The sequence below is a fragment of the Amycolatopsis sp. NPDC051373 genome (assembly GCF_040689465.1).
Classification (GTDB): domain Bacteria; phylum Actinomycetota; class Actinomycetes; order Mycobacteriales; family Pseudonocardiaceae; genus Amycolatopsis.
In genome coordinates, this window is sequence record NZ_JBFBAE010000043.1 from 38,322 (window position 1) to 61,500 (window position 23,179).

Here is a 23,179-nt window from a genome sequence, read left to right on the forward strand (position 1 = left end):
CATGCCCGCGCCCTCGGTCCCCTCCGACGACCTCACTCAGTTCGGCTATCGCCAGGAGCTCCGCCGCAGCTTGGGCGGGTTTTCCGCCTTCGCTGCCGGCTTCTCCTTCGTCTCGATCCTCACCACCGTCTTCCAGCTCTTCGGCTTCGGCTACACCTTCGGCGGCCCGCTGTTCTTCTGGTCGTGGCCGTTCGTGCTCGCCGGGCAGGTCCTCGTCGCGCTCGTCTTCGCGGAGCTGGCCGCCCGCTACCCGCTCGCCGGATCCGTCTACCAGTGGGCCAAGCAGCTCGCGCGCGGCTTCGCCGGCTGGCTCGCGGGCTGGATGATGCTGCTCGGCTGCGTCGTCGCGCTCGCCGCCGCGGCGATCGCGCTGCAGATCGTGCTCCCCTCGGTGTGGAGCGGGTTCCAGCTCGTCGGCGGCGACCCGTCGGTGACCTCGCCGACCGGTGCCACGAACGCCGTGCTGCTCGGCACGCTGCTGATCGTCTTCACCACGGTGGTCAACGCCGCCGGGGTCCGTGTGATGGCCCGGATCAACGACGTCGGGGTCGCCGCGGAGCTGATCGGCGTCGTCGTGCTCATCGGCGGCCTGGCGCTGTTCGCCGTGCGCGGGCCGCAGGTCGTGGTGCACAGCGTCCCGGTGAGCGACGGCGCCTCCGCGGCCGGGATCGGCGGCGTACTCGCTTCGGCGCTGATGGCCGCGTACGTGCTGTACGGGTTCGACACCGCGGCCTCGGTCGCGGAGGAGACGCGCGACGCCCGCCGGGCCGCACCGCGAGCCGTGCTGCGCGCGGTGCTGGTGTCCGGGCTCGGCGGCCTCGCCGTGGTGCTCACCGCGCTGATGGCCGCCCCGAGCCTCACCGACGGCGAGCTCGCCGGCCACGGCCTGCCGTACGTCATCACGGCCGTTTTCGGCGACACCTTCGGCCGGATCTTCCTCGCCGACGTCGCGATCGCCGTGATCGTCTGCACCCTCACCATCCAGACCGGCACGATCCGGCTGATCTACGCGATGGCCCGCGACAACGCGTTGCCGTTCTCCGCACGCCTCTCGGGCGTCAACCCGCGCACCGGCACCCCGCTGTGGCCCGCCGTCATCTCCGGCGCGCTGGCGATCGCGCTGCTCGGGGTGAACGTCGGCAACCCGACGCTGTTCAGCACGATCACCGGCACCTCGGTGGTCGTGGTCTACCTCGCCTACCTGCTGGTCACCGGCCCGCTGCTGGTGCGCCGGCTGCGCGGGCGGTTCCCCGCCGAGCCCGGTCTGTTCTCGCTGGGGCGCTGGGCGGTCCCGGTGAACGTCGCCGCGGTCGCCTACGGCGTGGTGATGATCGTCAACATCGCCTGGCCCCGCGCGGAGATCTACGACCTCGCCGGCTCGGGTTCGCCCTGGCTACTGCTGTTCCCCGTCGAATTCGTCGGCGCCGCCCTGCTGATCGGCTGGTTCTGCTGGCTGCGGCTGCGCCGGACCACCGCCCCCGCCCTCGAACCCGCGGTCTGAGAGGACGTCCATGAGCACCACGGCAACCACATACGGCGCGCGCGACCACGCCCGCGCCCAGGCCGGCACGGTCGTCGACACGATGCCGAGGATCCCGGCGACCGGGTGGCCCGCGCCGCCCGGAGTCGAGCCCGCCGCCCTGACCTGGGCCGAGACCGTGGCCGGCGGCGGCTACACGCACAAGGTCCTCGCCCGCGGCACCCGGCTGCGGCTCACCGACCTTCAGGGCGACGCCTGCGCGCACCTCCTGCTGTTCAACGCCGACGGGCCCTGGGAACGGCTCAACGTCGCCGACACCGTGAAGGTGCAGTGGAACGCCTACCTTGGGGAATCCGTCGCACTGCTCTCGGACCAGGCCCGGGTGCTTGCGACCGTCGTGGCCGACACCAGTGGCCGGCACGACGCGTTGTGCGGAACATCCACTGTGGACGGCAACACCGCGCGCTACGGCGACGGCGTACCCGAAGGCCCCTCGCCGGCCGGGATGCCGCTGTTCACCTTGGCGGCGGCGAAAAACGGCCTGGGGCCCCGGGATCTGCCGCCCAGCCTGTCGTTCTTCCAGGGCGTGCGGGTCAACGCGGAGGGTGGGCTCGAGTTCACCGGCTCTGCGGGTGCCGGGGCTTCGGTCGACCTGCGCATCGAACTGCCGGTGGTCGTCCTCCTGGCCAACACCGCGCACCCGCTCGACCCCCGCGAGGACTACACCGTGACCCCGTTGCGCGTCCTCGCCTGGCGCGACCGGCCCACCGGCCCGGTCAGTCCGGAGTGGACCCACAGCCCGGAAGCGCAGCGCGCGTTCGAGAACACCGCCGACTACCTCACCGCCCGGGGGCTCGCATGACCACGACCGTTCTCGACGTCGAAGTCCCCGCGCGGGCGCCGTTCTCCACCGTGCTGCGCGGCGGCCAGGAGCTCTCGATCATCGACCTCGGCGGCAACCAGGCCGTCGACTTCCTCTGCTACGACGCGGCGGACACCGCGAAGCGCTACAGCGCCGCTGCGACGATCGCCGCGCAGCGCAACATCTTCCTCACCACCGGCAGCGTGCTGCGCACCGGCGAGGGCGCGCCGCTCGTCACCGTCGTCGCCGACACCTGCGGCCGCCACGACACGCTCGGCGGCGCGTGCAGCAAGGAGTCCAACAGCCTGCGCTACGGCCAGCACACCCGGTTCCAGCACGCCTGCGCCGACAACTTCCTCATCGAGGGCAGCAAGTGGGGCCTCGGCAAACGCGACCTGGTGAGCAACGTCAACTGGTACATGAACGTGCCCGTCGAGGCCGACGGCACGCTCGGCATCGTCGACGGCATCTCCGCGCCGGGCCTGGAAGTCCGGCTGCGCGCCGAAACCGACGTCCTCGTGCTCGTGTCCAACTGCCCGCAGATCAACAACCCCTGCAACGGGTTCGACCCGACGCCGGTGCGGATGGTCGTGACCGAACCGGAGCGTGCGGCGTGAAACTGCTGGTCGCCAACCGCGGCGAGATCGCCGTGCGCCTGCTGCGCGGAGCCCACGAGCTGGGTATCCCCACCGTCGCCGTGTACTCCGACGCCGACCGCACCGCACCCCACGTCCGCCTGGCCGACGAGGCCGTGCGGCTCGGCCCGGCGCCCGCGGCCGAGAGCTACCTGCGGGCCGACGCGATCATCCGGGCCGCGCTCGACACCGGGGCGGACGCGATCCACCCGGGGTACGGCTTCCTGAGTGAGGACACCGCGTTCGCCCGTGCCTGCGAGAGCGCCGGGATCGCGTTCGTCGGGCCGGCGCCGGAGCACCTGGAGGTGTTCGGCAGCAAGCACACCGCGCGCGAGGCCGCGATCGCGGCCGGGGTGCCGCTGCTGCCCGGCACCGGGCTGCTCGGCGACCTCGACGAAGCCCTGGCGGAAGCGGCCGGGATCGGCTATCCGGTGATGCTCAAGGCGACCGGGGGCGGCGGCGGGATCGGGATGCGCGCGTGTGCGTCGGCCGAAGAGCTGTCCGCCGCGTGGGAGACCGTGCGCAGCGTGGCGGCCAAGAGCTTCGCCAGCTCCGGTGTGTTCCTGGAGCGGCTGGTGACGAGCGCCCGGCACGTCGAGGTGCAGGTCTTCGGCGACGGCGCCGGCGCGATCCTCGCGCTGGGCACGCGCGACTGCTCGTTGCAGCGGCGCAACCAGAAGGTCGTGGAGGAGTGCCCGGCACCCGGCCTGCCCGACGCGGTGCGCCGACAGCTCGCCGACGCGGCCGTGGCACTGTGCTCGTCGGTGCGCTACCGCTCGGCCGGCACGGTCGAGTTCGTGTACGACCCCGTGCGCGAGGAGGCCGCGTTCCTCGAGGTCAACACGCGGCTGCAGGTCGAGCACCCGGTGACCGAGGCGGTGTACGGCATCGACCTGGTCGGCTGGATGCTGCGGCTCGCCCAGGGCGACCGAGGGATGTTCGCCACCGCACCCGGAACCACCGCGCCGGGAACCACCGCACCCGAGCTGCGCGGGCACGCGTTCGAGGCCCGCGTCTACGCCGAGGACCCGAGCGCGAACCACCGGCCGAGCGCCGGCCTGGTCACCGGCGTCTCGCTGCCGCCGGGCGTCCGCGTGGACACGTGGATCGAGGCCGGCACCATCGTCACCACGCACTACGATCCCCTGCTGGCCAAGGTGATCTGCACCGGAACCGACCGCGCGGACGCGCTGGCGAACCTGCGTGCCGCCCTCGCGACCACCGCTGTCGGCGGGCTGCGCACCAACCTCGGCCAGCTCCGCGCCGCGGCCGTCGATCCAGCGTTCACGAGCGCCACTCACGACACCGCGACGCTCGACGGCGTCACCGACGACGAGCCGCGGATCGACGTCGTGCGCGGCGGCACGATGACCACCGTGCAGGAGTGGCCGGGCCGCACCGGGTTCTGGCACGTCGGGGTGCCGCCGTCCGGCCCGATGGACGACCTGTCTCTGCGGCTCGGCAACCTCGCACTCGGCAACCCCGAGGGCGCGGCCGGCCTGGAGTGCACTGTGGACGGTGTCACGCTGCGGTTCTCCGCCGACACCACCGTCTGCGTCACCGGCGCCACGGCACCCGTGCTGCTCGACGGCGCTCCGGCTCCCTCGTGGACGCCGATCGTGGTCCCGGCCGGCGGCACGCTCGACGTGGGCGCGGGCACGGCCGGGCTGCGCAGCTACGTGCTCGTGCGGGGCGGGCTCGCCGTGCCCGGGTTCCTCGGCAGCGCGGCGACGTTCACGCTCGGCCGGTTCGGCGGCCACGGCGGCCGGGCGCTCGCGGCGGGCGACGTGCTCACGCCCGGCGCCGAGCCCGCGGACCCGGTCGCCTGCGCCGTCCCCGCCGGCGATCGGCCGCGGCTGGGTACACAGTGGACGATCGGCGCGCTGGAAGGACCGCACGCCGCGCCGGAGTTCTTCACGCCGGCCGACATCGAGACCTTCTACCGCACCGACTGGCAGGTGCACTTCAACTCCGCGCGCACCGGCGTCCGGCTCGTCGGGCCGCGCCCGCAGTGGGCGCGCGAGGACGGTGGTGAAGCCGGGCTGCACCCGTCCAACATCCACGACACGCCCTACGCGATCGGCGCCGTCGACTACACCGGCGACCTGCCGATCCTGCTCGGCCCGGACGGGCCGAGCCTCGGCGGTTTCGTCTGCCCGGCGACGGTCGCGACCGGCGAGCGCTGGAAACTCGGCCAGCTGCGCCCGGGCGACACCGTGCGCTTCGTCCCGATCGACACCGACCACGCCGCGGCCCTGCGCCGCCGTTCTGCGGTGCCGCTGCTCGCCAGCCGAGACGCCCTCGACGACGGCGGCGTGCTCGCCCGGCGCACCGCGCACGACGGCGAGCCGTCGGTGACCTACCGGCGCAGCGGCGACGACAACCTGCTCGTCGAATACGGCGACATGACCCTCGACCTCGCGCTGCGGATGCGCGTCCACGCGCTGGCCGAGCGGCTGGCCGCCGAAGGCGTGCCGGGGATCGTCGACCTCACGCCGGGCATCCGGTCGCTGCAGGTGCACGTCGACCCGGACGCGCTGCCGGTCGGCAAGGCCCTCGGCCTGGTGCGCGAGCTGGAGGGCGACCTGCCGGGCACCGCGGACCTGGTGGTGCCCAGCCGCGGGGTGCGGCTGCCGCTGTCGTGGGACGACCCGGCGACGCGCGAGGCGATCGAGCGGTACATGACGGGCGTGCGCGACGACGCCCCGTGGTGCCCGTGGAACATCGAGTTCATCCGCCGCGTCAATGGTCTGTCTACTGTGGACGATGTCTACCGCACGGTGTTCGACGCCGAGTACCTCGTGCTCGGCCTCGGCGACGTCTACCTCGGCGCACCCGTCGCCACCCCACTGGACCCGCGGCATCGGCTGGTGACCACGAAGTACAACCCGGCCAGGACGTGGACGGCCGAGAACTCGGTCGGCATCGGCGGCGCCTACCTGTGCATCTACGGAATGGAAGGGCCGGGCGGGTACCAGTTCGTGGGGCGCACCGTGCAGGTGTGGAGCGGCTGGCACCAGCGCGGCGCGTTCGAGCCGGGGTCGCCGTGGCTGCTGCGGTTCTTCGACCGGATCTCGTGGTACCCGGTGTCGGCCGACGAGCTGCTGGACCTGCGGGCGCGCGGCTCCGCTGGGCAGCTGGAGCTCGACATCACCGACGGGGAGTTCCGCCTCGCCGACTACCAGCGATTCCTGGCCGACAACGCCGAGAGCATCGCCGGGTTCCGCGCCACGCAGTCGGCGGCGTTCGAGGCGGAACGCCGCGCGTGGGCCGCCGCGGGCGAGTTCGACCCGAAGCCCGAACCCGTCACGAGGCCGCCGGCCCGCGTGCAGGCACCGCCGGGCGGCCACGTCGTCGAGGCCCCGTTCGCCGCCACCGTCTGGCGGGTGGACGTCGAGGCCGGCACGCGGGTGGACCACAGGCAGTCGCTGGTCACGCTGGAAGCCATGAAAACCGAGGCGCGCATCCCCGCGCCCGCCGACGGAAAGGTGCTCGAGGTGCTCGTGTCCCCCGGCGACCAGGTCGCGCCCGGCACCCCGCTGGTGGTGCTCGGATGATCCGCGAACGCGTGCACGCCGCCTACCGGCGGATCGAGCAGGTCGACCGGCCCGAGATCTGGGTCGACCTGCGCCCGGAGGCCGAGCTGCTGGCCGAAGCCGAAGCACTCGAGGATCGGTACACCGCCGGGGAACCGCTCCCGCTCTACGGGCGGCTCGCCGCGGTCAAGGGCAACATCGACGTCGCCGGGTTGCCGACCACCGCCGGGTGCCCGGCGTTTGCCTACGAGCCCCGAGCGGACGCACCCGTCGTCGCCCGGCTGAAGGCGGCGGGTGCGCTGGTGCTCGGCACGACGAACCTCGACCAGTTCGCAACCGGGCTGGTCGGCACGCGCAGCCCGTATGGCGCGGTGCGCAACGCGATCGATCCGGCGTACGTGTCGGGCGGGTCGAGTTCGGGGTCCGCGGTCGCCGTCGCGCTGGGGATCGCGGACCTCGCGCTCGGCACGGACACGGCGGGCTCGGGCCGCGTCCCGGCGGCGTTCAACGGGATCGTCGGGCTGAAGCCGACGCCGGGGCTGCTGCCGACGGACGGCGTCGTGCCGGCGTGCGCGAGCATCGACTGCGTGTCGATCTTCGCGCGCACGGTGGGCGAGGCGGAGCTCGCGCTGCGGTGCCTGTCGGAAGCGGGCACGTTCCGGATCGGCGTTCCGGCTTCCCTGGGCCCCCTGCAGGACGGCTGGGCCGAGGCCTACGCCGCCGCGGTGGCGCGCTACGCCGCGGCCGGCGCGGTGGTGACCACTGTGGATTTATCGCCTTTTCTCGCCGCGGCGCGGCTGCTGTACGAGGGTTCGTTCGTCGCCGAGCGCTACACCGCCGTCGGCGAGTTCGTCGAGAAGCACCACGACGAGGTCGACCCGACCGTCGCGGCCATCATCACCGCGGCCCGCGACCTCCCCGCGCACCGGGTGTTCGCCGACCGGGCCACGCTCGCCGGGCTCAAACGCGAGGCCGACACCGTGCTCTCCACTGTGGACGCCCTGCTGCTGCCGACCACCATCGGGCACCCGACGCTCGCCGAGGTGGCCGCGGACCCGGTCGGCGCGAACGCCGCCCTCGGCCGCTTCACGAACTTCGCCAACCTGCTCGGCTTGTCCGCGCTCGCCGTGCCCGCCGGGACGGTCGGCGGGCGGCCGTTCGGGGTCATGCTCGTCGGCCCGGCCGACGCGGACGCGAAGCTGGCCGCGCTGGCCCACGGCGTCGAGGACCGCGTGCGCCTGGCCGTCGTCGGGGCCCACCTGCGGGGGCAGCCGCTCAACCACGAGCTGACCTCGCGCGGCGGCCGCTTCGTCGCCGAAACCGAGACCGCGCCCGAGTACCGGCTGCACGCGCTGGCCACGACCCCGCCGAAACCGGGGCTCGTGCGCGTGGCCGAAGACGGCGTCGCGATCGCGGCCGAGGTGTGGGATCTCCCGGTGGCCGGCTTCGGCGCGTTCGTGGCGGCGGTCCCCGCGCCGCTGGCGATCGGGCGGGTGCGCCTGCAAGACGGTTCGGAGGTCTCGGGGTTCCTGTGCGAACCGGCGGCGCTCGTCGCCGCGGAGGACATCTCGGCGAAGGGTGGCTGGCTCGCCCACCTGCGTTCCTGAGGACCGGGGCCGTCCGGGAGTGTGCCGTCGCCCACTCGTCCGGGCCACTCCCCTGGTTACCCGTGGGTAACAAGGGCTATCGTGCGGACAGGATTTCTGTCTACTTCAGGAGCATTCGTGGCCGCACCAGCAACGCCGCCCCTTGCGCCGACCGCGCGTGGGGTGCGCAACGTCGTGTTCGTCGAAGGGGTACGCACCCCGTTCGGCAAGGCGGGTGACAAGGGCATCTACGCCGGGACCCGCGCGGACGACCTGGTCGTCAACGCCATCCGTGAGCTGCTGCGGCGGCACCCCGAGCTGCCGCCCGAGCGGGTGGACGACGTCGCCATCGCCGCGACGACCCAGATCGGCGACCAGGGCCTGACCATCGGGCGCACGGCCGCCCTGCTGGCCGGCCTGCCGAAGTCCGTGCCGGGTTTCGCGATCGACCGCATGTGCGCCGGCGCGATGACGGCCGTGACCACGGTCGCGAGCGGCATCGGCTTCGGCGCCTACGACATCGCCATCGCCGGCGGCGTCGAGCACATGGGCCGCCACCCGATGGGCGAGGGCGTGGACCCCAACCCGCGCATCATCGCCGACAAGCTCGTGGACCCGACGGCGCTCGTCATGGGCCAGACCGCGGAGAACCTGCACGACCGGTTCCCCGAGATCACCAAGGAGCGCACCGACGCCTACGCCGCGCGCAGCCAGGAGCGCTACGCCGAGGCTGTGAAGACCGGCAAGATCGGCCCTGAGCTGGTGCCGGTGGCCATCCGGTCCAAGGAACTCGGCTGGGGACTGGCCACTGAGGACGAACCGCCCCGGCCGGGCACGACCATCGAGCAGCTGGCGAAGCTGAAGACGCCGTTCCGCCCCCACGGCCGTATCACCGCGGGCAACGCGGCGGGCCTCAACGACGGCGCCACGGCGTCGCTCCTCGCCGACGAGGAAACCGCCCGCGAGCTGGGTCTGCCCGTCGCGATGCGGCTGGTCGGCTACTCGTTCGCGGGAGTCGAGCCCGAGGTCATGGGCATCGGCCCGATCCCGGCCACGGAGAAGCTGTTCAAGCGCACCGGCCTGTCGATCGACGACATCGGCCTGTTCGAGATCAACGAGGCGTTCGCCGTGCAGGTGCTCGCCTTCCTCGACCACTTCGGCATCGACCAGGACGACCCGCGAGTGAACCAGTGGGGCGGCGCGATCGCGTGCGGCCACCCGCTGGCCTCGTCCGGCGTGCGGCTGATGACGCAGCTGGCGCGCCAGTTCGCCGAGCGCCCCGACGTGCGCTACGGCATGACCACCATGTGCATCGGCATCGGCATGGGCGGCACCGTGATCTGGGAGAACCCGGCGTTCGAGGGGGCGAAGTAATGACTTTCACCGCTGAAGGGGCCAAGGCCGCGTTCCCCGACGAGGTCGTGACCACCGCCGTCACGCGTCTGGTGAACGTGCCCGGGCTCGCGAAGCCGGTCGCGCTGATCACGCTCGACAACGGCCACGACCACACCCGGCCGAGCACGTTCGGCCCGCAGGGCCTCGTGTCGCTCAACGCCGCGCTGGACGTGGCGTTCGAGGCCGAACCCGCGGCGATCGCGGTCACCGGCAAGCCGTTCATCTTCGCCGTCGGCGCGGATCTGTCCGGTGTGGAGGCCGTATCGGACCCGGCGCTGGCGCGCAAGATCGCGCAGACCGGCCACGACGTGTTCCGCCGGCTCACCGAGTCGAAGATCCCGACGTTCGGCTTCGTCAACGGCGCCGTGATGGGCGGCGGGCTCGAGCTGGCCCTGTCGTGCCACTACCGCACGCTCTCGAAGAACACCGCCGCGATCGCGTTCCCCGAGGTGTTCCTCGGCCTGTTCCCGGGCTGGGGCGGCACGCAGCTGCTGCCGAACCTCATCGGAGCCGACGCCGCCGTGACCGTGATCATCGAGAACGCGCTGGCGCAGAACAAGATGCTCAACGTGAAGCAGGCGGCCCAGCTCGGCATCGTCGACGAGGTGTTCGGCTCGGCCGACTACCTCGAGCAGTCGCTGCTGTGGCTCGCCAAGGTCGTGAACGGCGAGGTCACCCCCGCGCGACGCGAGATCGACCGCGGCGCCGGCTGGGATGCGGCCATCGCCCGCGCGAAGTCCATCGTCGACGGTCGCACGCACGGCGCGTCGCCGGGTGCGACGAAGGCCGTGGAGCTGCTGGAGCTGGCGCGGGACAACGATCTCGACCGGGGCTACGCCGCCGAGACGGACGGCTTGGCCGAGCTGCTGATGTCCGACGAGCTGCGCGCCGGGCTGTACTCGTTCAACCTCGTGAACAAGCGCGCGAAGCGGCCTGCCGGGGCGCCGGACAAGTCGCTGGCGCGCAAGGTGAACAAGGTCGGCATCGTGGGCGCGGGCCTGATGGCCAGTCAGCTCGCGCTGCTGTTCGTGCGCCGCCTCAAGGTGCCGGTGGTGCTCACCGACGTCGACCAGGAGCGCGTGGACAAGGGCGTGGGTTACGTCCACGACGAGATCGACAAGCTGCTGGCGCGCAAGCGCGTGTCGCCGGACGCCGCCAACCGCCTCAAGGCGCTGGTGACCGGGTCACTCGACAAGGCCGCGTTCGCCGACGCCGACTTCGTGATCGAGGCCGTGTTCGAAGAGCTGGGCGTGAAGCAGGCGGTGTTCGCGGAGCTGGAGCAGCACGTCTCGCCCGAGGCGATCCTGGCGACGAACACGTCTTCGCTGTCGATCAGCGCGATGGCGTCGAAGCTGCAGCACCCCCAACGCGTGGTCGGTTTCCACTTCTTCAACCCGGTGGCCGTGCTGCCGCTGCTGGAGATCGTGCGCGGCGAGAAGACCGACGACGCCACGCTCGCCACGGCGTTCTCGGTCGGCAAGCAGCTGAAGAAGTCGAGCGTGCTGGTGAAGGACGCCACCGCGTTCGTCGTGAACCGGCTGCTGCTGCGCTTCCTCGGCGAGGTGCTGGTGTCCGTGGACGAGGGCACGCCGTTCGAGGTCTCGGATTCGGCACTGGAGCCGCTGGGCCTGCCGATGTCGCCGCTGAACCTGATGCAGCTCGTGGGCCCGGCCATCGCGCTGCACGTGGGCGAGACGCTGCACGGCTCGTTCCCGGACCGCTTCACGGTGAGCGAGAACCTCGCCAAGTTCGTGCAGGCGGGCAAGAAGGGCGTGTGGACCTGGGACTCCTCGGGCACCGCGTCCGTCGACCCGGAGGTCGGCGCCCTCTGGACCCGGGGCGACAACCCGTCCACGGCCGAGCAGGTGCGCGACCGCGCGCTGAACGCCATCGCCGAGGAGATCCGCTTGATGCTCGACGAGGGTGTGGTCGCGGAGGCACAGGACATCGACCTGTGCCTGCTGCTGGGCGCGGGCTGGCCGTTCTGGAACGGCGGCATCACGCCGTACCTGGACCGGGCCGGGGTTTCGGAGCGGGTGAACGGGAAGCCGTTCCTGGCTCCGGGTGTGGCTTCGGTGCCGGTGGCTTGATGTTCGCGGGGCGGCTGTCCTGTGTGGACGGCCGCCCCGGTTCACCGCTCGCCGGCCGGTGGACAGGCGGGGCCGCGCTGGTTCGAAGGCAGGGTCTTCGCGAACGAGTCGACGTCGTACGGTTGCGCCTTGTCGGCGGCCGGGAAGCGACGGTGCAGCTCGGCCGCGTAGTCGGTCAGGTCGGTGCGCGGGACCGGGATCACGGTGATCACCGCCGGCAGGTCCGCCGCCTTGACCTGTGCGATGAGATCCGGGTGATCCGCGAAGAGCCGCTTGAACTCCGCCCAGCTCTCGGCCTGGGTCTGGGTGTACACGCGGCGCGCCTTCGGGTCGTTCGCGAGCGCCGCGTCCACCCTCCCCATTTCGCGGTCGATGTCGCGCCCGTCGGTACCGGCGTCGAAAAACATCTGCACGGCCGCGCACGGCTTGTGCCCGGCCAGCGGCACGGGTGTGCGATCCACCGGCAACGGCGCCGGCCGCACGACCGCAGCGACCCCGAAGGCCAGCCCGACGCCCGCGCCCAGCGCGACCACCAGGACCGGGGCGAGCCAGCGCCAGATGCGAATCCCCATGGTCAGATCATCACACACCCGGGCGGGACTGGTCCCGGTTCCGGAGCCACCGGGCCGTCAAGCGCAGAGGTCGCTGTGGACCTCCGGGTGGTACTTCTCCCGCATGGCCTCGAGGTCGAGCAGTTGAGTCTTCTGGGCGTCCGGGAAGCGCTGCTTCAATTCGGCGGCGTACGCATTGAGGTCGGTGCCCGGAACCGGAAGGACGCCCACCGTCGCGGGCATCGCACTCTCACTCGTCGCGGCGATTTTCGCCGGGTCCTGCTTGTAGATCTTCTTGAACTCCATCCAGGTCACGGCCTGGGGGTCGAGGTCGACCCGGCGGGCTTTCGGGTCGTTCTCGAGCACGGCGGCAGCGCGCCGCATCGCATCGTCGTCGCGGAAGAAGACCTGCACGGACATGCACGGCTGGTATCGGGTTGCCGGCGCCGGTGTCCGAGCCACCGGCACCGCCACGGCCCGCACCGACCCGGCGACCAGGAAGGCGGCCCCGGCCCCCACGCCTAGCGCGACCACGAGAACAGGCGCCAACCAGCGCCACACACGGATTCCCATCACGTCCTCAGTACTCCCCCGCACGCGGGCACGTCGGGGCGTCGCGGGGTTTGCCGAACTTGTCGTTGTAGGCGTTGACGTCGATGGAGTAGACGTCCTGCGCCTCGGGGAAGCGGGTCTTGAGACTGGCCACGTAGGCGACGAGGTCGGTGGTGGGCATCGCCACGACGGTGACCACCGCGGGCGAGGACTCCTCACCGCCCAAGCCCTTCAGCATCTCCGGGTGGTCCTTGAAGCCATCGCGCAGGGACAGGAAGGACTCGTGCTTGGTCTCGACGAACACCAGCCGCGCGTCGGGGTCGTCGTGGAGTGCGGCGGCGGCGTGGCGCATCTGCTCGTCGGTGCGGAAGTACACGTCGGCGTCGCGGCACGGCTGGTGGCCGGCCAGGGGCACCGGGGTGCGGTCGACGGGCAGCGGAGGCGGCCGGAGCCATGCCCCGGTCACGAAGGCCAAGCCGACACCAGCGCCGAGCGCGACCACGAGAACAGGCGCCAACCAGCGCCACGAGCGAATCCCCACGCACGATCATCAGCGAGGAGCGCGGGAACGTTACCGGGCGGGGACCCCTTGCGGACCCGCCGGCAGGTGCACCGTCACCGTCAACCCGCCGCCCACCACGGGTTCCGCGGAGATCGCGCCGCCGTGGGCCTGGACGGCGGCGCGGACGATCGAGAGGCCCAGGCCCGCGCCGGAGCGGGCGGTGCGGGCGACGCCGGCGCGGCGGAAGGGTTCGAACAGCTCCGGCACGGCCGCAGGGTCCAGCAGGCCGCCCGACGAGCGCACGCGCAGCGTGGACCACTGGGGGCCCGGTGTTGTGGTGACCTCGAGCCAGCCGTTGTCGACGTTGTGGCGCACGGCGTTCTCGACGAGGTTGCCGGCGATGCGTTCGAGCAGCGCGGGGTCGCCGAACGCGGGCGCGGCGACGGTGGCGAACTCGGCCCGCAGGCCACGCGCCGAAGCTTCCGCGCGCACGGCTGCCCACGCGCGCCCGACGAGCACCGCCAAGTCCACCGGCTCCCGCAGAACCAGGCCGGCGCCGTCGGTGCGGGCCAGGAGCAACAGGGAGTTCACGAGCTGGCCCGCGCGTTCCGTGGCATCGCGGACCACGCCGCCCATCCGACGGAGTTCTGCCTCGTCGGCTTCCTCGTCCGACAGCGTGACGTCGAGCTCGGTGCGGATGACCGAAAGCGGCGTGCGCAGCTCGTGGCTCGCGTTGGCGACGAAGTGGCGCTGCGCGTCGAACGCGGCCTGCAGGCGGTCGAGCATGTCGTCGAAGGTCTGGGCCAGCTCCGCCAGCTCGTCGCGCGACCGGATCTCGCCGATACGCTCGCCCATCGACTCCACCGACAGCCGCCGCGCGGTGCCGGTGATCTCGCGCAGCGGCAGCAGCACGCGCGAGGTGAACGTCCACGCGAGGATCGCCGCCGCGGCCACGACGAAGCAGAACGCCAGCGAGCCGAAGATCAGCACCCGGTTCACGGCGTGCGTACGCAGGTGCTGCGCGAGCGTGGACGCGTCGACGTCGACCCCGTCCACGCGCACGATCGTGCCGGGCGGCATGTGCGGCACGGCGTCCACCGCGTCGCCCACGAGCGACCACGCCAGCCACAGCAGGAGCAGCCCGGCCGCGGCCACCAGCACGGTCGCGAGGATCGTGACCCGGGCCCGCAGGCTGCGTGTGCCGGGCAGGTTCACTACGCGCCGGCCTCCGCGACCGGCACGCGGTAGCCCGAGCCCACCACGGTCTCGATGATCCCCGGCTCACCCAGCTTCTTGCGCAAGGTCATCACCGTCACCCGCACCGTCGTGGTGAACGGGTCGGCGTTCTCGTCCCACACCCGCTCCAGCAGCTCCTCGCTGCTGACCACCGAACCCGAGGCCGACAGCAGGACCTCGAGCACGCCGAACTCCTTGCGCGTCAGGTCGATCAGCCCGCTCGCGCGGCGCACGATGCGCTTCGCCGGGTCCAGCTCCACGTCGCCCGCCGTGAGCAGCGGTGGCGCGGCTGGCGTCGCGCGGCGCCCGAGCGCGCGCACGCGGGCGACCAGCTCGGGGAACGCGAAGGGCTTGGCGAGGTAGTCGTCCGCACCGAGGGACAGCCCGTCGACCCGGTCGGAGACGGAACTGCTCGCGGTGAGCATGAGCACCCGCGTGAGCTCGCCCGACGCGACGATCTCACGGCACAGCTCGTCGCCCGACATCCCGGGCAGGTCGCGGTCGAGCAGCACCACGTCGTACCGGGTGACGGACGACTTCTCATGCCCGTCGTCACCGGTCAACGCGATGTCCACCGCCATGCCCTCACGGCGCAGGCCGCGGGCGATCGCGTCGGCCAAGGGCTCTTCGTCTTCGACTACCAGAACACGCACCAGACCACAATCCCACAGTTTCCTGAGAGCACCTGAGAGACCTGAATGGACACTCCGGGCCACCTCACGCGCAGCTCACGGCGAACCTCGAGCCGGCGTCACGACCAGCGCAACGCGAACCACAGCCGCATCCTCGTCTCCGGGTCCGAGAGGTCCACGCCGAGCGCCCGTTCGGCCTGCCCGATCCGATGCCGGACGCTGTTGCGGTGCACCCCGAGCTCGGCGGCCGTGCGGTCCCAGCCGCCGTGGTGTGCGAGCCAGGTGCGCAGCGTCGGCACCAGCTCCCGGTCGTGCGCGCGGTCCAGCTCCCGCAACGGCGCGAGCACCCGCTCGGCGAACCCCGCCGCAGCACCGGGCGCGACGAGCGCGTCGAAACCCAGCGGATCCGCGGCCACCACCGGGCGCCCGAGCGCCTGCGCCCGGGCCAGGAGCAGCTCCGCCTCCGCGAGCGCGCCCGGCAGCCCGTCCGCGGTCACAGGCGAGCCTGCCACGGCGAGCCAGCCGTGCTCGCGCAAGCCGTCGAGCTCCGGCGTCTCACCCACCACCGCCAGGAACCGCGGCCCCGGCAGCACCCGCACGAGCGGGGTGTCGAGCCGCGCGCGCAGCCAGTCGTGGCGCACGGCGACCTCGTCGGGGCCCCGGCGGTGCGCGATCCCGGCCACGAGCCGGCACTCCCCCGTGCCCAGCAGCGTCGTCAGCACGTCCGCGCCGCCCTGCCCCAGCAACAACCCGGTGGCCGCCGCGCCGAGTTGCGCGGTGTCGGACCCGCCGCGGCCGACGAGCCCGAGCAAAGCCGCGCCGACGGCGAGGATCGCGCGGTCACCACCGTCGAACCGGCGGCGCCGCCCGAGCACGAGCAGGTGCGCCGCCGTCGCCTGCGAGTACACCGGCTGCGCCACCACATACGTGCTGTCGGGCAGCTCGGTGGTCGCGCTGCGGATGCCGGTGCCCGCGCGCAACGTCGTGAGCAGGTCCGCGACTTCGCGCGGCAACGGCTGCGGCGCGTCGTGCCCCGCCACGAGCGCGTCCGCGGGCCCGACGAGCGCCACCCAGCCCCGCAGCCGCTCGGCCAGCGCCGTCACGAGCGCCCCCATGCCGTCGCCCGCGGCGCGCGTGAGTGCCTCGCGCGCGACGGCCGTCCGGCGCTGTTCGCGTTCCCCCGCCTCGGCGAGCGCGACGGCCACGGCCCGGCTGATCGCGAGGAATGGCGTGCGCGGCGGCACGACGACCAGCGGCAGGCCGTGGCGCACGCACGCGTCGCGCAGCGGCTCCGGCAGGGTCTCCGACACGGTCGGCGTGAGGCCGAAACCCAGCGCGGTCACGCCGGCGTTGCGCAGGCGGCGGACGTAGTGCCCGGGCTCGCGCGGCAGGTTCACCCCGGCGGTGAGCACCAGCTCGGCGCCGAGCAGGTAGGGCGCGGGATCGTCGAGCTCGCTCACGTGGGCCCAGCGCACGGGCGCGTCGAGCGCACCCGGCCGCAGCGTCTCCCGCACGACGTCGAGCGCGAGCTCCGGGTTGCCGACAACCGTCCGTAACGGAACATTCACTTCCGCGGACTCGTGCTCGAGGTTCTGGGCCATTTCATCCCGGCTTTCGACGGTTCCTGGACGGATCGTCCCATGCCGGAGCGGTGGCGCACGAACCTACGGTGGCCCGAACAACCCCGCAGAGAACCGAGGAGGACCCCGTGGGCGGCGACTACGCGGTGATCGCGCTGTACATCGCGGGCATGATCGGAGTGGGCTGGATCGGCCTGCGCCTGGCGAAGACGAAGTCCGACTACCTCGTGGCGGGCCGGCGGCTGGGCTGGTTCATGTACTCCGGCACGATGTCGGCCGTCGTGCTCGGCGGCGCGTCCACGGTCGGCGGCGTGAAGCTCGGTTACACCTACGGCGTCTCCGGCGCGTGGCTCGTGGTCACCATCGGCGTCGGCATCCTCGTGCTCCACGCGGTGTTCGCGCGGCGGTTGGTGAAGCTGCGCGTGTACACCGTCGGCGAGATGCTCGACCTGCGCTACGGCGGCCGCACCAGCGCCGTGTCCGGGGTCGTCATGTGGGGCTACACGCTCATGCTGACCGTGACCTCGACGCTGGCGTTCGCGTCGATCTTCAAGGTCCTGTTCTCCATCCCGAACTGGGCCGGCATCGCGATCGGCGGCTCGATCGTGGTGCTCTACTCGGTGCTGGGCGGCATGTGGTCGATCACGCTCACCGACATCGCGCAGTTCGTGATCAAGACGATCGGCATCCTGTTCGTGCTGCTGCCGATCGCCCTCGTCTCCGCCGGCGGCTTCGGCGGGATGGCCGAGAAGCTCGACGCCACCTACTTCGAGTTCACCTCGATCGGCGGCGAAACCATCCTCACGTACTTCCTGATCTACACCTTCGGCCTGCTCATCGGGCAGGACATCTGGCAGCGGGTGTTCACCGCCCGCACCCCGCGCATCGCGACCGGCGGCGGCATCATCTCCGGCGTCTACTGCCTCGTCTACGGCGTGGCCGGCGCGCTCATCGGCACCGCCGCGAAGGTGCTCTACCCCGACCTCGGCAGCGCGCAGGACGCGTTCGCCACCATCGCCGAGCGCCTGCTGCCCACCGGCGTGCGCGGGCTGGTGCTGGCCGCCGCGCTGTCGGCGCTCATGTCGACCTCCAGCGGCGCGCTGATCGCGTGCGCCACCACGACGACGTCGGACCTGCTGCGCAAGATCGGCCTCAAGGGCGGCGAGGTGCTGCGCAACCGCGTCACCACGCTGGTCCTGGGCATCGTCGCCATCGGCATCGCGATGGTCGTGGACGACGTCGTCAACGCGCTGACCATCGCCTACGACATCCTCGTCGGCGGCCTGCTGGTCACGATCCTCGGCGCGTTGTTCTGGAAGCGCGGCACGCGGCAGGGCGCGTACGCGTCGATGGTGGCCGGCACCGGGTTCGTGGTCGCGTTCATGATCATCGACGGGGTCGAGGCCAACAGCCCGATCTACTGGGGCCTCAGCGCGAGCCTGATCGTGTACGTCGCGGTGAGCCTCGCGACGCCGCGCACCCCCGAAAGCATCCTGTCGGTCTGGACGCGGCGCCTGAACGGTTCCGCGGCAGATGAAGAGAAAGCGGCGCAGGAAACCCCCGCCGCCGCGAAGGCCTGAACACCCCACCCACGAGGAGCACACCGCAGTGAGTGACCTGCCCCCGATCGGCCCGCTCGACTCGTCGCGCGTCCCGCGCTTCGCCGGCTTCGCGACCTTCGCGCGGCTGCCGCGGATCGACGAGGTGGAGCGCGCCGACGTCGCCGTGGTCGGCGTCCCGTTCGACTCCGGCGTGTCCTACCGGCCGGGCGCGCGCTTCGGTCCCGCCGCCGTGCGCGAGGCGAGCCGGCTGCTGCGGCCGTACCACCCGGCGCTGGACGTGTCGCCGTTCGCCGAACGGCAGGTCGTGGACGCCGGTGACATCGCGGCGAACCCGTTCCACATCGGCGAAGCGATCGAGAAGGTGCAGCAGGACGCCGAGGCGCTGATGGCCGGCGGCACGCGGCTCGTGACGGTCGGCGGCGACCACACCATCGCGTTGCCGCTGCTGCGGGCGACGGCGAAGAAGCACGGTCCCGTGGCGCTGCTGCACTTCGACGCGCACCTCGACACGTGGGACACCTACTTCGGCGAGCCCTACACGCACGGCACGCCGTTCCGCCGCGCCGTCGAGGAAGGAATCCTCGACACGGCAGCGCTTTCGCACGTCGGCACGCGTGGCCCGCTGTACGGCAAGCGCGACCTCGAGGAGGACCGCCGGCTCGGCTTCGGCATCGTCACCTCCGGCGACGTGCTGCGCCGCGGCATCGACGAGACGGTCGACGCGCTGCGGCAGCGGATCGGCGACCGGCCTCTGTACGTCTCGGTGGACATCGACGTGCTCGACCCCGCGCACGCCCCCGGTACCGGCACGCCCGAGGCGGGCGGGATGACGAGCCGCGAACTGCTGGAGATCCTGCGCGGGCTGCGCGACCTGCGCCTGGTGGGCGCCGACGTCGTCGAGCTGGCCCCGGCCTACGACCACGCCGAGATCACTGCCATCGCGGCCTCGCACGTGGCCTACGACCTCGTGAGCCTGCTGGCGCTGGGGAAGAGCAAATGACGCGCATTGGGGGCGACCTCGTCGTCGAGACGCTGCGGGCGCTCGGCGCGGACACGGTGTTCGGGCTGCCGGGCCAGCACGCGCTGGGGCTGTTCGAGGCGCTGCGGCGCGCGGACGGCGTGCGCGTGGTGAGCTCGCGGGTCGAGAACAACCTCGCGTTCGCCGCCGACGGGTTCGCCCGCGCACGGCTGGCGGCTTCTGCGGGCGGTCCGGTGCCGGTCACGCCGATGATCGTGTCGACAGGCCCGGGTGCCTTGCTGACGTTGGCTTCCCTGCAGGAGTCGCGGGCCGCGTCCGTGCCCGTGCTCGGGATCTCCAGCCAGATCCCCGTCGCCGGGCTCGGCGGCGGGCGGCACGGGTACCTGCACGAGCTGCCCGACCAGCAGGCGAGCTTTCGCGACGTCGTGAAGTCGGTGCACGTGGTCCGGACGGCCAGCCAGATCCCGACGGCGCTGCGCGAAGCGTGGACGGCGGCGGCAACCGCGCCGTACGGGCCGGTGTGGGTGGAGATCCCGCAGGACGTGCTGCTGGCGCCGGCTGCTTTGCCGCCCCTGCACGAGGTGGCCGCGACGCCAGTGCCGCTGGAACCGTTGCCGGAGCTGGTGAACGAGGCGGGGCGGCTGCTGGCCGCGGCCGAGAAGCCGGTGATTCTCGCTGGCGGTGGCGCCCTGCGGTCCGGTGCGCATGCGGAATTGCTCGGCTTGGCTCAGGCGCTGCGGGCGCCTGTGGTGTCGACGTTCGGCGGCAAGGGCGTGTTCCCGTGGGACCACGAGCTGTCGGCGCGCTCGTGGCTGGAGGACTGGCACACCACGGAATTCCTGGCCGACGCGGACCTGTTGCTGGTGCTCGGGTCCGGGCTCGGCGAGCTGTCGAGCAACTACCGCGAGTTCGCGCCGCGCGGGCGGCTGATCCAGGTGGAGGCCGACCTCGGGAAGCTGGAGTCGAACTACCCCGCGCTGGGCATCCACGCCGACGTGCGGCTGTTCCTGGAGGCTTTGAAAGTTCCCGCGAGGGCTGCGGACGGGCGAGCCGAGACCGCCGTCGCGGATCTGCTGGCTCGCGTCGAGTCGCGATTGGACGGTCAAGACCTGGCGGCGGAACGCAAGCTCGTCGACGACTTGCGGGCAGCTCTGCCGGAGGGCACGCAGACGTTCTGGGACATGACGATCGCCGCCTACTGGGCGTGGTCGGCGTGGCAGCCGGACGGCGCGCCGATCCACACCGCGCAGGGGGCGGGCGGCCTCGGCTACGGCCTTCCCGGCGCGCTCGGCGCCGCCGCCACCGGCATCCGCACACTGGCCGTCTCCGGCGACGGCGGAGCGATGTACGGCCTGGCCGAGCTGGCCACCGCCAAGCAACATGGCCTCGACGTCACCTGGCTCGTGATCGACGACGGCGGCTACGGCATCCTGCGCGAGTACCTCACCGGCGCGTTCGGCGAGACGACCGCGACCGAGCTGGCGCGGCCCGACTTCGTGGCGCTGGCGAAGTCGTTCGGGGTTCCGGCTGTGCTGTCCACGCTCGACGCGGTGGGCGCGGACGTGGCGACGGCTCTGCGCACGCCGGGACCGTCGGTGGTCGTGCTGCCCGCCGTGCTGAAGATGTTCGCTCCGACCCATCTGGAGAAGCGGTGACCCAGGTCCTGAACTTCGTCGACGGCGCCCGCACCGACCCATCCGCTGGGGAGGTGGTCAGCGCCCGCACCGACCCATCCGCTGGGGAGGTGGTCAGCGCGAGCGTCCACTCCGGACAGTCCGACGTCGACAAGCGCTGGAGCACGCGGACGTCCACGACGAATTCGACGTCACGTCCTTACCGGTAGACGTCAGGACACCACGTGCATACCCGCGTTCAAGGCTACTGATTTCCTGACCGAACAAAACGGCGAGCCCCTTCACGAAGGGACCCGCCGTTTTCACGAGCGAAAACTCAGCCCCGCGGATTCTCCGCCGGTACATCCTGCACCACACCCAACCGACCCGACGCCCACTCCGTGATCCGACGCGCCACGTCCTGAGCGGTCAACCCCACGCGGTCCAGCACCTCATCGCGCGAGCCGTGCTCGTGGAAGCCCTGCGGCACGGCCAGGTCTCGCAGCGGGACGTCGCAGTCGGCGTCGCGGAGGACGGCGGCCAGGGCGGAGCCGAAGCCGCCGTGGCGGCCGCTGTCCTCGACCGTCACCACGAGCTTGTGCTGTTCCGCGAGGGCGACCAGTTCGGCCGGCACCGGGACGACCCAGCGCGGGTCGACCACCGTGACGCCGATGCCCTGGTCGGCGAGGCGGTCGGCGGCCGCGAGGCCCAGCTTGCCGAACGAGCCGACGGCGACGAGCAGCACATCCGGGGTGCAGGACTCGCGCGGGCGGCGCAGCACGTCGACCGTGCCGAGGCGTTCCACGGCGGGCAGGTCGGCGCCGACGGTGCCCTTCGAGAAGCGCAGCGCGGTCGGGCCGTCCTGTACGGCCACGGCCTCGCGCAGCTCCTCGCGCAGCGTGCCCGGGTCGCGCGGCGCGGCCACGCGCATGCCGGGCACCATGCCGAGCAGAGACAGGTCCCACATGCCGTGGTGGCTGGGGCCGTCGGGGCCGGTGATGCCGGCGCGGTCGAGCACGAACGTCACCGGCTGGCGGTGCAGCGCCACGTCCATCAGGACCTGGTCGAACGCGCGGTTGAGGAACGTGGAGTAGACCGCCACCACCGGGTGGTAGCCACCCATCGCGAGGCCCGCCGCCGACGTCACGGCGTGCTGCTCGGCGATGCCGACGTCGAACCAGCGGTCCGGGAACTTCTCGGAGAACTTCTCCAGGCCGGTGGAGCGCAGCATCGCGGCGGTGATCGCCACCACGTCCTCACGCTCGGCGCCGATCTTCGCCAGCTCGTCGCCGAACACGCCGGTCCAGCTGGGGCCCTTCACCGGCGGCAGGCCGGTCTCGGGGTCGATCGGGTCGGTCTGGTGCATCTGGTCGGCCTGGTGGTTCACCGCGGGCGCGTAGCCGTGGCCCTTCTCGGTGACCACGTGCACGATCACGGCGCCGCCGAACGCGCGGGCGCTCTGCAACGCCTTCTCCAGCGCCACCAGGTCGTGGCCGTCGACCGGGCCGAGGTACTTCAGGCCCAGGTCGGAGAACATCACCTGCGGGCTCAGCGCGTCCTTTATGCCGGCCTTCGCGGCGTGCAGCGCGGCGTAGATCGGCTTGCCCACCACGGGGGTATTGCGCAGGATTTCGCGCCCGCCGTCGAGCAGGCGCTCGTAACCGGGCTGCAGCCGCAGCGCCGCGAGGTGGTCGGCGAGCCCGCCGATGGTCGGCGAGTAGGACCGGCCGTTGTCGTTGATCACGATCACGACCGGGCGGTCCCGGTTCGCGGCGATGTTGTTGAGCGCCTCCCAGCACATGCCGCCGGTCAGCGCACCATCGCCGACGACCGCCACGGCGTGGCGCGGGGCACCGCCGGACAGCTCGAACGCCTTCGCCAGGCCGTCCACATAGGACAGCGCGGTGGACGCGTGGCTGTTCTCCACCAGGTCGTGCTCGCTCTCGGCGCGCGACGGGTACCCGGTCGGGCCGCCGAGCTGGCGCAGCTTGTCGAACTCGGTGTGCCGGCCCGTCACGATCTTGTGCACGTACGCCTGGTGACCGACGTCCCACACGATCGCGTCGCGTGGCGAGTCGAACACGCGGTGCAGCGCGAGCGTGAGCTCCACGACACCCAGGTTCGGGCCCAGGTGCCCCCCGGACCGCCGCACCTTCTCGACGAGGAAATCCCTGATCTCGGCGGCCAGCTCGTCGAGGTCCTCGACGCTCATGCGCTTCAGGTCCGCCGGTCCGTGCACGGAGTCCAGCATCGTCACAGCTCCACCTCGCCTGGTTCCCTTCGCTCCCGCCAGTTCGGGCCAGTCTACGGATCCGCGCCACCACCGCCGCGCCGCCCGCGTTCCGGATCACACGCCGAGGCCCCGCGCAACTCCACGGTCGGGTGTGA

The 23,179-nt window shown here is 72.2% G+C and carries 18 protein-coding genes; 11 read left to right on the forward strand and 7 right to left on the reverse strand.

Annotation, left to right across the window (positions count from 1 at the left end):
- Window position 1 precedes the first annotated feature (1 nt).
- The 7 genes from AB0383_RS46770 to AB0383_RS46800 all read left to right on the forward strand — a co-directional run bounded on the left by AB0383_RS46770 (window position 2) and on the right by AB0383_RS46800 (window position 11,584).
- Window positions 2-1,501: an amino acid permease gene (locus tag AB0383_RS46770; RefSeq protein WP_364174276.1), complete on the forward strand. Its 1,500-nt coding sequence runs from the start codon at window positions 2-4 to the stop codon at window positions 1,499-1,501.
- A 10-nt stretch (window positions 1,502-1,511) separates the two neighbouring features.
- Entirely contained in the window at window positions 1,512-2,342 is an 831-nt protein-coding gene (locus AB0383_RS46775) for an urea amidolyase associated protein UAAP1 (RefSeq protein ID WP_364174279.1), read from the forward strand.
- A complete protein-coding gene (locus AB0383_RS46780; RefSeq protein ID WP_364174282.1) occupies window positions 2,339-2,959 on the forward strand; it encodes an urea amidolyase associated protein UAAP2 in 621 nt (206 codons plus the stop codon). The genes AB0383_RS46775 and AB0383_RS46780 overlap by 4 nt, the downstream gene beginning before the upstream one ends.
- A complete protein-coding gene (uca, locus tag AB0383_RS46785) occupies window positions 2,956-6,534 on the forward strand; it encodes an urea carboxylase (protein ID WP_366190954.1) in 3,579 nt (1,192 codons plus the stop codon). The genes AB0383_RS46780 and uca overlap by 4 nt, the downstream gene beginning before the upstream one ends.
- Entirely contained in the window at window positions 6,531-8,120 is a 1,590-nt protein-coding gene (locus tag AB0383_RS46790; RefSeq protein WP_366190956.1) for an allophanate hydrolase, read from the forward strand. The genes uca and AB0383_RS46790 overlap by 4 nt, the downstream gene beginning before the upstream one ends.
- A gap of 162 nt (window positions 8,121-8,282) precedes the next feature.
- The gene (locus AB0383_RS46795; protein ID WP_364174918.1) at window positions 8,283-9,473 is read left to right on the forward strand and encodes a thiolase family protein; all 1,191 of its coding nucleotides are present in this window, start codon (window positions 8,283-8,285) and stop codon (window positions 9,471-9,473) included.
- Window positions 9,473-11,584, forward strand: a complete 2,112-nt coding sequence (locus AB0383_RS46800; RefSeq protein ID WP_366190958.1) for a 3-hydroxyacyl-CoA dehydrogenase NAD-binding domain-containing protein — start codon at window positions 9,473-9,475, stop codon at window positions 11,582-11,584. Before AB0383_RS46795 ends, AB0383_RS46800 begins: the two co-directional genes overlap by 1 nt.
- A gap of 41 nt (window positions 11,585-11,625) precedes the next feature.
- On the opposite strand, the gene AB0383_RS46805 is transcribed toward AB0383_RS46800, so the two are convergent.
- From AB0383_RS46805 to AB0383_RS46830, 6 genes are all read right to left on the reverse strand, one after another.
- Window positions 11,626-12,156, reverse strand: a complete 531-nt coding sequence (locus AB0383_RS46805) for a permease-like cell division protein FtsX (protein ID WP_366190960.1) — start codon at window positions 12,154-12,156, stop codon at window positions 11,626-11,628.
- A 57-nt stretch (window positions 12,157-12,213) separates the two neighbouring features.
- Entirely contained in the window at window positions 12,214-12,555 is a 342-nt protein-coding gene (locus AB0383_RS46810) for a hypothetical protein (protein WP_366190962.1), read from the reverse strand.
- Window positions 12,556-12,715: 160 nt separating this feature from the next.
- Entirely contained in the window at window positions 12,716-13,228 is a 513-nt protein-coding gene (locus AB0383_RS46815; RefSeq protein WP_366190964.1) for a hypothetical protein, read from the reverse strand.
- Window positions 13,229-13,258: 30 nt separating this feature from the next.
- Window positions 13,259-14,404: a HAMP domain-containing sensor histidine kinase gene (locus tag AB0383_RS46820; RefSeq protein WP_220238357.1), complete on the reverse strand. Its 1,146-nt coding sequence runs from the start codon at window positions 14,402-14,404 to the stop codon at window positions 13,259-13,261.
- A complete protein-coding gene (locus tag AB0383_RS46825) occupies window positions 14,404-15,078 on the reverse strand; it encodes a response regulator transcription factor (RefSeq protein WP_364174304.1) in 675 nt (224 codons plus the stop codon). The genes AB0383_RS46820 and AB0383_RS46825 overlap by 1 nt, the downstream gene beginning before the upstream one ends.
- Before the next feature lie 98 nt (window positions 15,079-15,176).
- On the reverse strand, window positions 15,177-16,658 hold the full coding sequence (locus AB0383_RS46830; RefSeq protein WP_366190967.1) for a PucR family transcriptional regulator ligand-binding domain-containing protein: 1,482 nt from the start codon (window positions 16,656-16,658) through the stop codon (window positions 15,177-15,179).
- A 107-nt stretch (window positions 16,659-16,765) separates the two neighbouring features.
- On the opposite strand from AB0383_RS46830, the gene AB0383_RS46835 reads away from it, so the two are divergent.
- From AB0383_RS46835 to AB0383_RS46850, 4 genes are read left to right on the forward strand one after another with little or no spacing between them, the layout of a single operon-like run.
- Window positions 16,766-18,217: a sodium:solute symporter gene (locus AB0383_RS46835; protein WP_366190969.1), complete on the forward strand. Its 1,452-nt coding sequence runs from the start codon at window positions 16,766-16,768 to the stop codon at window positions 18,215-18,217.
- A 37-nt stretch (window positions 18,218-18,254) separates the two neighbouring features.
- On the forward strand, window positions 18,255-19,199 hold the full coding sequence (gene speB, locus AB0383_RS46840) for an agmatinase (RefSeq protein ID WP_364174921.1): 945 nt from the start codon (window positions 18,255-18,257) through the stop codon (window positions 19,197-19,199).
- Complete coding sequence (locus AB0383_RS46845) at window positions 19,196-20,833, forward strand: thiamine pyrophosphate-binding protein (RefSeq protein WP_366190971.1); 1,638 nt, start codon at window positions 19,196-19,198, stop codon at window positions 20,831-20,833. The genes speB and AB0383_RS46845 overlap by 4 nt, the downstream gene beginning before the upstream one ends.
- Window positions 20,830-21,021, forward strand: a complete 192-nt coding sequence (locus AB0383_RS46850) for a hypothetical protein (RefSeq protein WP_364174314.1) — start codon at window positions 20,830-20,832, stop codon at window positions 21,019-21,021. The genes AB0383_RS46845 and AB0383_RS46850 overlap by 4 nt, the downstream gene beginning before the upstream one ends.
- Window positions 21,022-21,128: 107 nt before the next feature.
- On the opposite strand, the gene dxs is transcribed toward AB0383_RS46850, so the two are convergent.
- Complete coding sequence (dxs, locus tag AB0383_RS46855; RefSeq protein WP_364174317.1) at window positions 21,129-23,048, reverse strand: 1-deoxy-D-xylulose-5-phosphate synthase; 1,920 nt, start codon at window positions 23,046-23,048, stop codon at window positions 21,129-21,131.
- Window positions 23,049-23,179 lie beyond the last annotated feature (131 nt).